Here is a 15,013-nt window from a genome sequence, read left to right as displayed (position 1 = left end):
CTGTTGATGGATAACTAGCATAAAAATCATAATAAGAAGTGTAGATTCTTAGACCATTGTAAGTAATCCAAAAAGAAATTACTTACCGCCGTTCCTATTGTAATGGTCAGAAATATGAGTAATAATCTTGCTTCAAATACTTTACCTTTTTTTATGAGTCCGTCCAAATTAATGGATTGGAGCAGCCTCCACGTAATAGCAATAAATACAATATGGGAAATCATGTTGGTTAAAGATTGAAAACCTACATCTGCCATGAGATACTCACACCTTTCTATTAACTGGTCAGCCGGCATAACTATCGACATTATCATGTTTCCTAATCGGAAATATGTCATTATTACACATTATTGCCGGGGAAATAACGACAAAGTTCACTAGTAAAACTTTGACACGGCAGCCCGCGTATGTCAAACCAGGCGGTGTGATATGTTACCCATTACCTTTTTTGTCGGGTCCTTAAACCCACAACTCCTAAAAAGGCATTATTAGACATAAAAAAAGGATCAGTCGTCTGACTCATCCTCATCTTATCTTACTTTATAACCCCATTCCATAAACCCTTTGTTAAATTTACAAAATCAACATGATTATGGTAGAAATCTAGGGCAATGTTCGGGAGGACCCCTAGTACTACTATAACCATTACGCAGCTTGTTATTAACGGGATACAATACGCAGGAATGTGGATTTCATTAAATGAAAATGGATTTTTCCTAAGGAACATGTGGGCAATTATCCCAAAATAATAGATATAGGAAAGGATAGTCGTAAGTACCATAACGATGACTAGAGCGAGCTCAACCGAAGTACCACTAAACGCACCTAATATAAGATGCAATTTCGCGAAAAACCCAGCAGTACCTGGAATCCCGGCTAACGATAAGAGGATAATGGTCATGGCGATTGCTAAAAACGGCGATCTACTGTATAGTCCCTTGAAGATATCCCTTCCCTCTGTCTCATGCTGTTCGGAAAGAATATACACAATAGCAAACGCACCGATTGTCATAAACAAATAGACAAGGAGGTAAAACCACATATTCTCGACAGTTAGGGGCGAAAAAGATACGACAGGGACAAGTAAATATCCTGCGTGGGCAATGCTGGAATAGGCTAGTAGTCGTTTTATATTGGTTTGGCGTAACGCCACTACATTTCCTACCATCATCGTTACAGCTGCCCCGACAGCTAACCAAGGAAGCAATGCGCTTACCATTGGCTCTAGCTCTGTTATGGTAAATATGCTTGAGGAAAGACGCAGAAGCAAAACGAACCCAGCCGCCTTGGAAACCCCGCTTAGGAATGCTGCAATCGGAACAGGTGCCCCTTCATATACATCTGGTGCCCACATCGAAAATGGAACAACAGCTAGTTTAAACGCTATGCCTGTAAAGATGAATACCAAGGCAACCACTAGAAGACCCTGAACGTCACTTCGGATTACCGAAGGCAGCAATTCGGAAATAACACTTAATTGAGTACTGCCAGTCAACCCGTACAGGTAACTGAACCCAAATAATAAAATACTGGAGGCAATACCGCCCTGCACCACATATTTCATCGCGCCCTCATTTGCCTTTTGCGATCTTCGCTGAAGGCCTACCAATATATAAGAAGAAATGGACAGCAGCTCTAAGCCTACTATTAACGTGATGAGGTCTGCACTAGATGCCATCATCATCGCCCCCAGTAAGGCAGTGAGCATCAGATAGACATACTCCCCCTGATTGACCATTTTATTTCCCATTGCAAGCATCATAGTTAATAATGCACCAACTAACAATATAAACTTAAAGCTGACAGCCAACCCATCAAATCGATACGTATCCATGAGTATGAGAGTTGGCTCTAAATGTATTTGATTGATGAGAAACAATAAAGCAATCACAATTCCTGCCAGACCGAGAATAAAAAGGCCTTTTCGTTCTGTTCGCTTTGGCAGGCATAAATCGATGAGGGAGAGAAGGGTGGCAGTCAGAAGTATTGTGAATTCCGGCGCCATCCTTCCCCAATCATATTGAAGCAGTGTCTCCATATCCATAACTTTACCCTCCTATCCTTATGAAGATAGCTTTCAAGACGGGATCCAGCTGACCTGTTACTACATCTGGGATGAGTCCCATAAGAAGTATGCCCGCCAATAACACCGTCACTGGCACCCACTCCCCATGCTGTAAATCCGCTGTAGCTATGTTGCTTGAGTCCTTTCCAAAAGTGACGTCAAGCACTACCCGAAGAATATAGACAGCAGCTAAGATAATGCCAATCACACCAATACCGCCTAAAACAGGCATATCTTTAAATACACCGAGAAATGTCATAAATTCTCCTACAAAACCACTCATACCAGGTAAGCCTAACGAAGCAAGCCCGGCTGCAAGAAATACACCAGCAAATAATGGCATTGACCTTGCCAATCCACTTAGATGTTGTAGTTGTGTCGTTCCTGTTCTTTTTAGCAATGTCCCAATCAGGAAAAATACAAGTGCTGCGATCAGACCATGGGATATAGAGTGAAAGATCGCCCCCTGTACACCTGCTTCATTCATAACCGCCGCCCCTAGGAGAACAAGTCCCATATGCGATATGCTGGAATAGGCGAACACAGCTCTGATCTCCTTTTGCACGAAAGCAATCAAAGCCCCATATAGCACGTTTACTAATCCTAAGATGGCGAGAATGAGCGCAATTTTGTCAAAGGATGTCGGAAATAGTCCAATACCGAATTGAACCAGCCCATAAGCCGCTATTTTGAGCAGCACTCCTGCATGAATCATTACTAAAGCTGGAGGTGCTTCTACATGTACTCTGACCATCCACGTATGAAGAGGAACTATCGGAAGCTTGACAGCAAAGGCAATCAGCATGAAACAAAGAACGAGCAGCTCCGTTCCTGGCTCAAGAGAGGTCACCTTCAACACATCGTAGCTAGTGGTACCAGCTTGAGCAAGAACGAGCGTAATGCTCAGGAGAAGAAACGCTGAACCGATACCGTTATACAGTAAATAGCTGTATGCTGCTTTCTCCTTGTGGGCTCCTCCCCACTTAGCAATTAGCAGAAACATCGGCAGCAGAGTGACTTCTAAGAAAATAAAGAACAGTACAAGATTCTGAGCCGCAAATACACCGATGACACCTAACTCCAAGGCAAAGGTGAGCATGGCATAATGCAGGAATTTCTCCGTCACTTGCAAAGCTGCCGTCATGAGGGATAAGCAGGTAAGCACGGTAGTCAACACAAGCATAAGTACCGAAAAACCATTTACCGCAATGTCAAAGGAGATAGTAAAGGAAGGCTCTGCTCCAAATGTAATCCATTCAGAACTAAACCATAATGTTTCCCCACTTCTAAATTCCTTCCACACCCAAAAGGACAATAATACTGGAATAATCGAGCCAAGAATAACGGCCGTTTTTTTCGTATGGGTCGGTGCTGAAGAAAGAAACGAAAGTAGCAGGATAACGAATAGTGGCGAACAAATGAGTAAGGTAAGAAGTGTCATTTATAAATACCTCCCCTTGACCAGTACACAGACAACCAGCACAACAAGTCCAATTGCAGCCACAGCTCCATATCGCTGTACTTGTCCGTTCTGGAATGCTGATCCAGTTCGAGATAAGAGCGTAACGCCCGAGAAAATAAAACGAACAATGCCGTTAATAACATACACTTCCGTCCAATTGCCGATGATACCAAGGGACCGAGCCCCTAATACAAAGGTGTTCTTATAGAAGCTATCTATAAAGAACCCTTTCCTCATCGCTTCATGGGTGCCAGGGAATGCTGTTGCTAACCAAAAGGCTCCAGTCGAATCTGTTTGGTAGAATCGATAAGCTAGCATAAAACCAAGCAAGGTCATGAAAATGGTAACTCCCATTATCCAAATGGCCCCCTCGGCGTGACTCTCCTCTATTAATGGGTTCTTTAATAACCAGTCGCTTAGAAAGGTGCCAAACCAGGAAGTATTGATATAGCCCGCTCCAGCAGCCAATACCCCAAGTACTACCATCGGTACAAGCATAGGCAATGATGCTTTATGAGCTCCTTTTACAACCGCAAGCTTCGCCTTTCCTCCGAAGAAGATCAGGAAAAACAAGCGGAACATATAGAAGGCTGTCAAAAAGGCCGTTAGCAAAGCAGCTGCGAATAATCCATATTGGCCCTCTCCATAGGTTACAAGCAACATTTCCTCCTTGCTAAAGAAACCAGAAAGCAAAGGTACTCCTGTAATAGCCAGGGTGCCGATTAGAAATAATATGCCCGTGCCTTTTAACCTTCCCCACAAGCCTCCCATTTCTTCTAATCGGTTGCTCCCTACTACATGAATAACACTGCCTGCCGCAAGGAATAGTAACGCTTTAAAGAAGGCGTGGGTTGTTAAGTGAAACACTCCTGCCACATAACCAGCACAGCCTAGAGCAAGCATCATATAGCCAAGCTGCGATATAGTCGAGTAGGCGAGAACCCGTTTGATATCCTGTTGGACGGTAGCGACAACGGCTGCAAACAGAGCTGTCACCCCACCAACAACGGCCACCACCTGAAGTGCAGCCTCACTTGCCTGAAATAAAGGATACATGGCAGCTACTAGATATACTCCAGCTGCTACCATAGTTGCCGCATGGATCAAAGCGGAAACAGGAGTTGGACCTTCCATCGCATCTGGCAGCCAGGTGTGGAGCGGAAACTGACCTGATTTCCCCATGGCACCGATAAATAGTAAAATCGCTGTCCAGGTTATCATTCTTTCAGAGATTTCTCCGTTCTCTATCCCTTGGAATATAGTCGCCATTTCCAGGCTGCCAATTTGCCAATACAACAACACCATTCCAACAAGCAATGCTACGTCGCCAATTCTGGTCATGATAAATGCTTTTTTAGCAGCGGCCCGGGCTGCGTGTTTTTCATAATGAAAGCCAATTAACAGAAAAGATCCTAACCCTACTAGCTCCCAAAGCATATAAAACTGCAGCAGATTAGAAGACATCACCAGAGCAAGCATACACGCGGTGAACAAGCCCAAATAAGAAAAATAAACGCCTCTCCGTTCGTCTGCTTTCATATACGTCAACGAATACACATGAACTAAAAACGATACGAGCGACACGATGACAAGCATCCAAACGTTCAAGGGGTTGATAAGATACCCAACTGTAAAGGATGCTTCTCCGACAGCAAGCCACTCCCACTGCCAGGATGCACTTCCTCCCTGCCACTGAACGAGCATCAACCAAAGAGATAGCACAAAGGCTGCCCCGGACATGAAGCTTCCGAGAAGACCAGCCCACTGATGAGCTTTGCTTCGTTGCAGGAGAATGCACAGTACAAAGGTACATAAAGGCAGAAGAGGGACAATCCACGCCATTGCTACCATCTATAACAGTCCCTTCTATACATCAAATCTGCAGTCCTCATCCTTTTAAATCAGCCATTTCATCGATTTGGACCGTCTTTTTATTTCGATATAATGCGAGTAATATGGCAATGCCGACAGCCGCCTCTGCTGCCGCAAGCGTAATGGTAAATAACGAAAATACCTGCCCTGTAATAGCCGGGTACGGACCAAGCTTGCTGAAGGCCACTAGATTAATATTGACTGCATTCAGCATTAACTCTATGGAAATAAGAACAATGACCATGTTCCGTTTCGTCAATGCACCAAATAAACCGATACTAAACAATACAACTGCCAGCATCAAATAAGCATGAATGGTCATGTTACATCCTCTTCCTTTCTAGCAAGGACGATAGCACCGATTAAAGCAACCAGCAGGACAATCGACATAAGCTCAAAAGGAATGATGTAATGCGAATAGAGAGCTATACCTATTTGCTCCGTATTTCTTACATGAAGTGCTTCACTCCCTGGGGTAACAGCAATTCTCTCAATTAGCCGGTACATCACGACAAAGAAGCCAGCCAACGCCACTCCTAGCCATATCCCGCGCCGGGCAGGCAGTTTTTGCGCCTGTTGATCATCGTGCTTTGTCAGCATAATGCCAAACATCATCAATATCGCCATCGCACCAGAATATATCAGCACCTGTACCATTGCTACAAATTCAGCAGACAACAGCACATAAATGCCAGCAATGCTAAGAAAAGTCAGCACGAGGGACAACAGCATGTGAATAACGCGAGTAACGTTCAGCATCAGAATGGCTCCAAAGATAGCCAGCCCAGATAATATTAGAAATGCTGCTACCTCCCCATTCATGCCTTATTCTCCTCTCGCTGGTGCTCATCATTTTCATCTAAATAGACGAGATCCTTATACAGCTCATCTCTAGAATACTGTGCTAATTCAAAGTTATTCGTCATGATAATAGCTTCTGTTGGACACACCTCCGTACACAAATCACACAAAATGCAAATTTCAAAATTGATGTCATAGGTATCAATTATCTTGCCTTTCTTTTCTGGATCAGGATGTTTAATGCCCGTCAAGGAAATGCAATCTGTCGGACAAATATTAACGCATTGATTACAGACAATACATTTTTCCGGAAAAAACTTCTGAATTCCTCTAAATCGATCAGGCATTGGTACCGCTTCCTCCGGATATGAATAGGTCATTTTCTGTTTAGACATATTCTTCAACGTGTAGGCGAGTCCTTTTCCAATCCCCTTCATCGTAACTCCTCCCTTATAGAAGACTGTCTTCCCTTCCTTACGTACTCCCTAGAACAATATCTCCTTGATCAAGACGGAGAGAAACACATTGGCTAGTGCAACAGGCAGTAAAACCTTCCATCCAAATTCGAGCAGCTGATCCACCCTCATCCTTGGCAGAGAGACACGAATCCAAATAAAGAAAAATATCATCACCATAAATTTACCGATAAACCAGAAGGGAGCAGGAATAAACGCTAGACCGGGTATCGGGTTCCAGCCACCGAGGAACAAAACGGTAATGAGTGCTGCCGTAGCGAATAAATACACGTATTCCGACAGCATGAAAAATGCCCAGCGGAAGCCTGAATACTCCACATGATATCCAGCGACGAGCTCTGATTCCGCTTCAGGAAGGTCAAATGGGGTACGGTTCAGCTCAGCATTCGCACAAATGAGAAATACTAGAAATCCAATTGGTTGAAGGAATATATAGGCTACGTTGGATTGAGCTTCCACAATCTCGATCAGATTAAGACTTCCAGCAAAGAGAATGACCCCAATGACAGACATTACGAGCGGAATTTCGTAGGAAATCATCTGCGCTGCCGAACGCATACCGCCCATGAGCGCATATTTGTTATTGGACGCCCAGCCCGCCGTAATGATACCGATTGTAGAGATACCTGAAACGGCTACGTAATACAATAAGCCGACTCCAATATCGGCAAAATGGAAGCGATCCGTAAATGGGATAACCGCGAGAACCATAAAGGCAGGCGTAAACGTTATGACTGGCGCTATGATATAGAGCGGCTTATCTGCAAGCTTCGGTCTTGTATCTTCCTTCGTAAGCAGCTTTATAATATCTGCTACCGTTTGGAGTAATCCGAAGCGTCCTCCCACTCGGTTTGGGCCAAAGCGCAGCTGCATATATCCCATCACTTTACGCTCAGCCAGGATAGCAAAGGTCACAAACCCAAGGACCAGCATAAGCATCATAGCAACCAGAAGCATTTGCATTAGGAAACCAGAACCAGTTGCAGGGCTTTGCAGTACCCCGTCAATCCAATGGTTCATCAGCCATCTACCTCCCCGAGGACGATATCCACCCCGCCCAAAATGGTAATGAGGTTAGCAATATTTTCTCCTTCCAGTAAACGAGGCAAGATTTGCAGGTTATAAAAGGAAGGTCTGCGAAACTTCAGGCGATACGGCTCTTTTTTCCCCTGGCTCGCAATATAGCAGCCAATTTCTCCGCGTGGTGATTCAATGCGAACGTAGGCTTCTCCCTTTGGCGGTTTAACTATTTTCGGTACTTTTCCAAGGACGGGACCGCTCTCTGGAAATTGCTCTACTGCTTGTTCGACAATGCGGAGTGATTCTTCTATCTCCGCCATTCGACAGTGATAACGAGCTAGCGCATCCCCTTCCTCTCTCGTAATAACATCAAAATCAAAACGGTCGTAAATGGAATAGGATTCGTGTTTTCGTAAATCCCACTCCACTCCAGTGCAACGGAGGTTGGCACCACTTAAGGAATAGTGAATTGCTTCCTCCCTGCTATACACTCCTACACCTTTAAGCCTATTGAAAAATATTTCGTTACCCGTGACGAGTTCATCGTACCCCTTAAGCTGCTCTCTCATGTAAGGGATGAATTCCTGTACTCTATCAATCCATCCCGGAGGAGCGTCCCACTTCACTCCGCCGATTCTCATGTAATTAAACGTTAGCCTCGCCCCGCAAAGCTCGCTTAATAGATTAATAATGAGCTCCCTTTCTCGGAATGCATATAAAAAGGGACTTACCGCTCCAATATCAAGCAAATAGGTGCCAAACCAAACTAAATGACTGGCAATACGACCAAGCTCCATAGCGATAACACGCAAATATTCCCCACGCTCAGGAATTTCCAGCTCCATCATTGTTTCCACAGCATGACAGATTACATAGTTATTTGTCATAGCAGAAAGGTAGTCCATACGGTCGGTGTAGGGGATAATTTGGGTGTACTGCAGATTCTCAGCAATCTTTTCTGTCCCTCTATGAAGATAGCCTACTACCGGCTTTGCTTCTGTAATGGTTTCACCGTCTATCGTAACGACAAGCCGAAACACTCCGTGGGTGCTAGGGTGCTGCGGTCCTACATTCAATAGCATTTCCTCTGTCCGTATCACTGCTACACCTCCTCATCATACGGCTCATAATCCTTCCGAAGCGGATGCCCCTTCCAATCCTCCCCGAGAAAAATACGATGTAACTGGGGGTGGTTATGAAATTGAATGCCAAGCAGATCATACACTTCACATTCCGGCCAGTTTGCCCCGTTCCATAACGAGGTAAGTGACTCTATCACTGGCTGCTCATGGTCCAGCTTCACTTTTAAAGCGATAGACTGTTCATTTAGAAAGGAATAGAGATGAGCGTATAACTCATAGTGTGTTTCAAAATCAGTACCATGATAATTAGAAAGATAATGGAAGGCGAGCTGTTCATTGTATTTTAGAAACTCAGCCACTTCATAGAATTTCTCTACCCCTACTTCAATAGTCGGAACGTGCTTCGATAAACGATTAATGTAGGCCGCTTCTATGCAATCCTCTCCTAAATGCTCCTTCAGTACAGACACATATTTATCTAGTAACGGCTGATTGTGGGATGGAGCCTTTTCCGTATCCGCCTCTTCCTTTTTGGCTTTCGATCTCGCAGCAGGCCGCTTCGGTTTGGTAGATTCTCCTTGATCAAATGTTTGATCAGTGCCCTCCGCCTTGCCAGCCCTTGGCTTCTCATCCGTCATGTGTAGTTGTCACCCGCCTTCCCGTTTTTGCTTCGTAGCGGATTTTTTCCTGAAGCTTGTTAATACCATATATCAAGGCAGCAGGATTCGGCGGACAGCCCGGAATATATACATCCACCGGCACAATCTGGTCTACCCCTTTCACCACACAGTACGACTTCACATATGGCCCCCCTGCGGTAGCACAGGATCCCATCGCAATAACCCACTTTGGCTCCGGCATTTGATCATAGAGTCTCCGCAGCACTGGTGCCATTTTTTTCGTGACCGTCCCCGACACGATCATCACATCTGACTGTCTCGGAGAAGGACGAAAAAATGAACCAAACCGGTCCGAATCATAATAGGAAGATCCGACCCCCATCATTTCTATTGCACAGCATGCTAGTCCAAAAGTCAGCGGCCACAAAGAATTGCTCCGAGACCACCCCTTCATCTGCTCAAGCGTCGTCATAAACACATTACGACTAAGCTCCGCCTTCTCATCCGGACTAATATCCTCTAAATGGAATTCCATTGCAGCACCTTCTTTTTCCAGGCATACACTAAACCAATTAACAGCATCACAACAAAAATCAGCATCTCCACTAGTGCAAACATACCTAATCGATCATAGGCCACCGCCCATGGATATAAGAAAACCGTCTCCACATCAAAAATGACAAACAGGAGCGCAAACATATAATACTGTGCATGGAACTGAACCCGAGCATCCTCATACGGCTCCACCCCACTCTCATACGTACTCGCTTTGGCTGCACTAGGCTTATGTGGACGCAGCAGTCTTCCAGCCGTTAATGCAACAATCGGAAGAATAACCCCCATCAGTAAAAAAGCGACGACAAACAAATAACTATTCTGATACACTTCCAAACTAGCTCACTCCTCTCACGGCCTGACTAAGCTCTATGGAAAAGATAGAAAAGGGAACAACCCCTTTTATGCATGTCTATGTTTAGGATAGAGGGTTATGACAAGTTTTGATGTTGGGGGATGGGGACTTCTGGCTGGGATATGCGCTCTCCTCACTCGGATATGCGCTCTCCTCACGCGGTTATGCGCTCTCCTCACGCGGATATGCGCTCTTCTCCGGCGGTTATGCGCTCTCCTCCTACGGATATGCGCTCTTCTCCACCAGAGGTTCTCTCTCCTTCCAATCAATCCATACAAAAAAACCCCAATCACGTGGATTGGGGTTTGGCTTTGGTCGGTAAAAGGAGCAGGGCTCCTTTTACGTCCTTATTTGATTTATTGACCCTTTTGTAAGTCTAGACGATTGAGTGCGCGTTTCAAGGCTAATTCTGCACGTTTAAAATCGACGTCGTCTTGCTGGCTTTGCAGGCGGCGTTCAGCGCGTTCTTTGGCGCGTCGTGCTCGCTCTACATCAATATCAGAAGGACGTTCAGCTGATTCCGCTAGAATTGTGACCTTGTCTGGGCGAACTTCGAGGAAACCGCCGTTTACGGCAATTAAATCGGAATTGTTTTCGCCTTTAAGGCGTACACCACTAATCGTTAAGGGAGCTACGAGAGGGATGTGCCCAGGTAATATACCTAATTCTCCGCTCTCTGCTTTACAACTCACCATTTGGTAAGTGTCTTCTAAAACCGGGCCATCAGGAGTGACAACACTCACAGTTAGTGTGCTCAAGTTTAACCCCCCTTGGGCTGGAATGAAGCGACATGTCTACCATGTCGCTTTCCTAGTGCTTATTGTTCCATGGATTTAGCTTTTTCAACTACGTCTTCGATACGTCCAACAAGGCGGAATGCGTCCTCTGGAAGATCGTCGTATTTACCGTCGAGGATTTCTTTGAATCCTTTTACGGTTTCTGCTACTGGTACATAAGAACCTTTCTGTCCTGTGAACTGTTCCGCTACGTGGAAGTTCTGGGATAGGAAGAATTGGATACGGCGTGCACGAGCAACCGTTAGCTTATCTTCATCAGAAAGCTCATCCATACCAAGGATGGCAATGATATCTTGAAGTTCTTTATAGCGCTGTAATGTACTTTGTACCTGACGAGCAACTTCATAGTGCTCTTCGCCTACAACGGCTGAATCAAGGGCACGGGAAGTCGATGCAAGTGGGTCCACCGCTGGGTAGATACCTTGCTCGGAAAGTTTACGCTCTAGGTTTGTTGTCGCATCTAAGTGTGCGAACGTTGTTGCTGGTGCTGGGTCTGTGTAGTCATCGGCAGGTACGTAAATCGCCTGGATAGAGGTTACGGAACCTTTATCTGTGGACGTGATACGCTCCTGTAATTGACCCATCTCTGTTGCTAGTGTTGGCTGATAACCAACGGCAGAAGGCATACGGCCAAGAAGTGCGGATACTTCCAGACCACCCTGTGTGAAGCGGAAGATGTTATCGATAAAGAAAAGTACGTCCTGTCCTTCTTCATCACGGAAGTATTCTGCCATTGTTAGACCAGATAGCGCTACACGCATACGAGCTCCTGGTGGCTCGTTCATCTGACCAAATACCATGGCTGTTTTCTTGATAACTCCGGAATCTGTCATTTCCCAGTATAGGTCGTTTCCTTCACGAGTACGCTCCCCTACACCTGCGAACACGGAAATACCACCATGCTCCTGGGCAATGTTGTTAATCAATTCCTGGATTAAAACGGTTTTACCAACTCCGGCACCACCGAATAGACCGATCTTACCACCCTTGATATAAGGAGCTAGTAAGTCTACTACTTTAATACCTGTTTCCAGAATTTCTGTTTCTGTAGCAAGGTTTTCAAATTTCGGTGCTTCGCGGTGAATTGGATCACGGCGAGTTTCGCTTGGAAGCTCTTCTCCAAGGTCAATGTGATCACCTAGTACGTTAAATACTCGACCTAGTGTAGTATCACCAACTGGTACAGAAATAGCTGCACCTGTATCTTCTACTGCCAGGCCACGAACAAGTCCTTCTGTTGATGCCATGGCTACTGTACGAACAGCATCGTCGCCAAGATGTAGAGCTACCTCTAACGTTACATCTACGCTCAGCTCTGATTCGTTTGTCGCTTCATGACGGACCCTAATAGCGTTGTTGATTTCTGGGAGATGTCCACTCTCAAACTGAACGTCAACAACTGGTCCCATTACCTGCGTAATGCGTCCTTTGCTCATGGATTTCCCTCCTTACTTACTTTCCGTTTTACACTCCTACCCTATTCGAGGGCTGCTGCTCCACCGACAATCTCGGTGATTTCCTGCGTGATGGCAGCTTGACGTGCACGGTTGTAAGACAATGTTAGATCATCGATTAATTCATCAGCGTTATCTGTTGCAGATTTCATCGCCGTCATACGAGCTGCGTGCTCACTTGCTTTACCGTCAATTAATGCACCATAAATCAAGCTCTCTGCATATTGCGGCAATAATGCCTTTAAAATGGATTCTTGATCTGGCTCATATTCATACGCACTTTTCTGCTTGCTTTCCACACCTGAATCAAGGTTGGTTAATGGAAGCAGCTTCGTCCCTCTTACCTCTTGGGTAATGGCACTTACGTAATGGTTATAGTAAATGTAAAGTTCATCAATCGTTTCATCTGCATAGAGCTGAACAGCTTCACTTGCAATATCCTTGATATCAGCAAATTCAGGTTGGTCAGCTAGGCCAGTGATTTCAGATTCAATCGGCATGTTACGCTTCTTAAAGAAATCACGACCGATACGTCCTAATGGTACGACAGTATATTCTTCTTTAGAGGTATGGCGCTCCTGAATGTCACGATACACTCGACGAAGAACGCTACTGTTGTATGCACCTGCGAGTCCGCGGTCTGATGTGATCACAATGTAGCCAGTTTTTTTTACATCACGGCTTTTTAACATTGGATGATCTACTTCGACGCCACCGTTAGCAATGGAGGCTACGACTTCCTGAATTTTCTCCATGTACGGAGTAAAGGACTTCGCATTCTGCTCTGCACGATTTAGTTTAGAGGCAGACACCATTTCCATCGCTTTTGTGATTTGCTTCGTCTTCTTCGTTGAAGTAATCCGCGATTTTATCTCTCTAAGGGATCCCACGCTGTTTCACCACCCTTTCTGAAAAGGTTGCTTCCTAATTATTCAGAGATAACGAACGTTTTCTTGAATGCTTCGATAGCACTATTGAAATCTTCTTTTTCAGGAAGCTTTCCTGTACTTCTAATCTGGTCATATAGTTCAGAATTGTTTTTGCCGATATAGTCTTGTAATTCCGTTTCAAAGCGCTGAATATCACCTACTGGAATGTCATCCAGATACCCATTTACGAGTGCATAGATGATAGCTACCTGCTTCTCAACTGCAAGCGGCTGGTGAAGTCCCTGTTTTAGGATTTCAACCGTACGTTCCCCACGGTTCAGCTTCGCCTGTGTTGCTTTATCAAGGTCAGAGCCGAATTGAGCAAATGCTTCTAGCTCACGGAAGGATGCCAGATCCAAACGAAGTGTACCTGCTACCTTCTTCATTGCCTTAATTTGCGCTGAACCACCTACACGGGATACGGACTGACCTGCGTTAATCGCCGGACGTACGCCTGAGAAGAACAAGTCAGACTGAAGGAAAATCTGTCCATCCGTGATGGAAATTACGTTTGTTGGAATATAAGCAGAAATGTCACCTGCTTGTGTTTCGATAAATGGCAGAGCAGTCAAGGAACCGCCGCCACGATCATCACTTAACTTCGCTGCACGCTCCAATAAGCGGGAGTGCAGGTAGAAAACGTCACCAGGATATGCTTCACGACCTGGAGGACGACGCAATAGTAGAGAAAGCTCACGATAAGCAGCTGCCTGTTTCGTAAGGTCATCATATACAACCAGAACGTGCTTGCCGTTATACATGAATTCCTCACCCATAGATACTCCTGCATATGGTGCAAGGTATAGTAGTGGTGCAGGCTGTGATGCACTTGCTGTTACTACAATCGTGTAATCAAGCGCTCCATGCTTACGAAGTGTTTCTACTGTACTGCGGACAGTAGATTCTTTCTGTCCGATTGCAACATAGATACAGATCATGTCTTCGTTTTTCTGGTTGATAATCGTATCTAACGCAACGGAAGTCTTACCAGTCTGACGGTCACCGATAATAAGCTCACGCTGTCCACGACCGATTGGTACAAGTGCGTCAATCGCTTTAATTCCTGTTTGCAATGGCTCATCTACCGATTTACGATCCATAACGCCTGGTGCAGGAGATTCAATTGGACGAGTTTTGCCCGTTTCAATCGCGCCTCTTCCATCAACAGGTTGTCCCAGCGGGTTTACAACACGACCTAACAGCTCATCCCCTACTGGTACCTGCATGATGCGACCTGTACGACGAACTTCGTCGCCCTCGCGGATATCTGTAAATTCACCTAGAATGATAATACCTACGTTGTTTTCTTCAAGGTTCTGTGCCATACCCATGACACCATTAGCAAATTCAACTAGCTCACCTGACATGACATTATCAAGGCCATGCGCACGAGCAATACCGTCACCAACCTGGATGACTGTACCTACATCGTTGACTTCAATTTCAGAATCATAATTTTCGATTTGCTGCTTAATCAGCGCACTGATTTCTTCAGCTTTGATGCTCATGCAATTTCACCCCTATC

General features: G+C 45.2%; 15 protein-coding genes and 1 pseudogene. All 16 read right to left on the bottom strand.

All coding sequences use genetic code 11. From position 1 onward, the window contains the following. Positions 1-26 precede the first annotated feature (26 nt). Positions 27-257 carry a DUF1146 family protein gene (locus tag ACFFGV_RS16800; protein WP_377351106.1) on the bottom strand — a complete coding sequence of 77 codons (231 nt, stop codon included), beginning with the start codon at positions 255-257 and terminating at the stop codon, positions 27-29. A 278-nt stretch (positions 258-535) separates the two neighbouring features. After that, positions 536-2,044: an NADH-quinone oxidoreductase subunit N gene (locus tag ACFFGV_RS16795; protein WP_377350294.1), complete on the bottom strand. Its 1,509-nt coding sequence runs from the start codon at positions 2,042-2,044 to the stop codon at positions 536-538. 4 nt (positions 2,045-2,048) lie between these two features. Further along, on the bottom strand, positions 2,049-3,506 hold the full coding sequence (locus tag ACFFGV_RS16790; RefSeq protein WP_377350292.1) for a complex I subunit 4 family protein: 1,458 nt from the start codon (positions 3,504-3,506) through the stop codon (positions 2,049-2,051). Further along, positions 3,507-5,378, bottom strand: coding sequence for an NADH-quinone oxidoreductase subunit L (gene nuoL / locus ACFFGV_RS16785; protein ID WP_377350290.1), 1,872 nt, complete (start codon positions 5,376-5,378; stop codon positions 3,507-3,509). 37 nt (positions 5,379-5,415) lie between these two features. Further along, complete coding sequence (gene nuoK, locus ACFFGV_RS16780; protein ID WP_377350287.1) at positions 5,416-5,721, bottom strand: NADH-quinone oxidoreductase subunit NuoK; 306 nt, start codon at positions 5,719-5,721, stop codon at positions 5,416-5,418. Continuing rightward, positions 5,718-6,221 carry an NADH-quinone oxidoreductase subunit J gene (locus ACFFGV_RS16775; RefSeq protein ID WP_377350284.1) on the bottom strand — a complete coding sequence of 168 codons (504 nt, stop codon included), beginning with the start codon at positions 6,219-6,221 and terminating at the stop codon, positions 5,718-5,720. Before ACFFGV_RS16775 ends, nuoK begins: the two co-directional genes overlap by 4 nt. Beyond that, complete coding sequence (gene nuoI, locus ACFFGV_RS16770) at positions 6,218-6,637, bottom strand: NADH-quinone oxidoreductase subunit NuoI (protein WP_377350282.1); 420 nt, start codon at positions 6,635-6,637, stop codon at positions 6,218-6,220. The genes ACFFGV_RS16775 and nuoI overlap by 4 nt, the downstream gene beginning before the upstream one ends. Positions 6,638-6,685: 48 nt before the next feature. Further along, positions 6,686-7,639, bottom strand: coding sequence for an NADH-quinone oxidoreductase subunit NuoH (nuoH, locus tag ACFFGV_RS16765; RefSeq protein ID WP_377351104.1), 954 nt, complete (start codon positions 7,637-7,639; stop codon positions 6,686-6,688). A 56-nt stretch (positions 7,640-7,695) separates the two neighbouring features. Beyond that, the gene (locus ACFFGV_RS16760) at positions 7,696-8,796 is read right to left on the bottom strand and encodes an NADH-quinone oxidoreductase subunit D (RefSeq protein WP_377350279.1); all 1,101 of its coding nucleotides are present in this window, start codon (positions 8,794-8,796) and stop codon (positions 7,696-7,698) included. A gap of 2 nt (positions 8,797-8,798) precedes the next feature. Beyond that, a pseudogene (locus ACFFGV_RS16755) lies at positions 8,799-9,395 on the bottom strand (NADH-quinone oxidoreductase subunit C); the annotation flags it as partial. Between the two features lie 10 nt (positions 9,396-9,405). Beyond that, entirely contained in the window at positions 9,406-9,933 is a 528-nt protein-coding gene (locus tag ACFFGV_RS16750) for a NuoB/complex I 20 kDa subunit family protein (RefSeq protein WP_377350277.1), read from the bottom strand. Continuing rightward, positions 9,918-10,241: an NADH-quinone oxidoreductase subunit A gene (locus ACFFGV_RS16745; protein ID WP_377351101.1), complete on the bottom strand. Its 324-nt coding sequence runs from the start codon at positions 10,239-10,241 to the stop codon at positions 9,918-9,920. Before ACFFGV_RS16745 ends, ACFFGV_RS16750 begins: the two co-directional genes overlap by 16 nt. Before the next feature lie 423 nt (positions 10,242-10,664). Beyond that, a complete protein-coding gene (locus ACFFGV_RS16740) occupies positions 10,665-11,066 on the bottom strand; it encodes a F0F1 ATP synthase subunit epsilon (RefSeq protein ID WP_377350275.1) in 402 nt (133 codons plus the stop codon). A 59-nt stretch (positions 11,067-11,125) separates the two neighbouring features. Beyond that, entirely contained in the window at positions 11,126-12,541 is a 1,416-nt protein-coding gene (atpD, locus tag ACFFGV_RS16735) for a F0F1 ATP synthase subunit beta (protein WP_377350273.1), read from the bottom strand. 41 nt (positions 12,542-12,582) lie between these two features. Continuing rightward, the gene (locus ACFFGV_RS16730; protein ID WP_377350270.1) at positions 12,583-13,449 is read right to left on the bottom strand and encodes a F0F1 ATP synthase subunit gamma; all 867 of its coding nucleotides are present in this window, start codon (positions 13,447-13,449) and stop codon (positions 12,583-12,585) included. Between the two features lie 38 nt (positions 13,450-13,487). Further along, positions 13,488-14,996 carry a F0F1 ATP synthase subunit alpha gene (gene atpA / locus ACFFGV_RS16725; protein ID WP_377350268.1) on the bottom strand — a complete coding sequence of 503 codons (1,509 nt, stop codon included), beginning with the start codon at positions 14,994-14,996 and terminating at the stop codon, positions 13,488-13,490. Positions 14,997-15,013: the final 17 nt, after the last annotated feature.

The organism is Pontibacillus salicampi, assembly GCF_042434395.1.
Taxonomy (GTDB): domain Bacteria; phylum Bacillota; class Bacilli; order Bacillales; family BH030062; genus Pontibacillus; species Pontibacillus salicampi.
The sequence above is the reverse complement of the archived record's forward strand: the minus strand, read 5'-3'. Positions and strand labels throughout refer to the sequence as shown.

What these genes read in the sequence shown, in the direction of transcription:
- ACFFGV_RS16775 (WP_377350284.1), bottom strand. Translation starts at nt 6,221, where the DNA reads ATGAATGGGGAGGTAGCAGCATTTCTAATATTATCTGGGCTGGCTATC.
- atpA (WP_377350268.1), bottom strand. Translation starts at nt 14,996, where the DNA reads ATGAGCATCAAAGCTGAAGAAATCAGTGCGCTGATTAAGCAGCAAATC.
- ACFFGV_RS16745 (WP_377351101.1), bottom strand. Translation starts at nt 10,241, where the DNA reads ATGGGGGTTATTCTTCCGATTGTTGCATTAACGGCTGGAAGACTGCTG.
- ACFFGV_RS16800 (WP_377351106.1), bottom strand. Translation starts at nt 257, where the DNA reads ATGGCAGATGTAGGTTTTCAATCTTTAACCAACATGATTTCCCATATT.
- nuoK (WP_377350287.1), bottom strand. Translation starts at nt 5,721, where the DNA reads ATGACCATTCATGCTTATTTGATGCTGGCAGTTGTATTGTTTAGTATC.
- ACFFGV_RS16795 (WP_377350294.1), bottom strand. Translation starts at nt 2,044, where the DNA reads ATGGATATGGAGACACTGCTTCAATATGATTGGGGAAGGATGGCGCCG.
- ACFFGV_RS16750 (WP_377350277.1), bottom strand. Translation starts at nt 9,933, where the DNA reads ATGGAATTCCATTTAGAGGATATTAGTCCGGATGAGAAGGCGGAGCTT.
- nuoI (WP_377350282.1), bottom strand. Translation starts at nt 6,637, where the DNA reads ATGAAGGGGATTGGAAAAGGACTCGCCTACACGTTGAAGAATATGTCT.
- nuoH (WP_377351104.1), bottom strand. Translation starts at nt 7,639, where the DNA reads ATGCAAATGCTTCTGGTTGCTATGATGCTTATGCTGGTCCTTGGGTTT.
- nuoL (WP_377350290.1), bottom strand. Translation starts at nt 5,378, where the DNA reads ATGGTAGCAATGGCGTGGATTGTCCCTCTTCTGCCTTTATGTACCTTT.
- ACFFGV_RS16790 (WP_377350292.1), bottom strand. Translation starts at nt 3,506, where the DNA reads ATGACACTTCTTACCTTACTCATTTGTTCGCCACTATTCGTTATCCTG.
- atpD (WP_377350273.1), bottom strand. Translation starts at nt 12,541, where the DNA reads ATGAGCAAAGGACGCATTACGCAGGTAATGGGACCAGTTGTTGACGTT.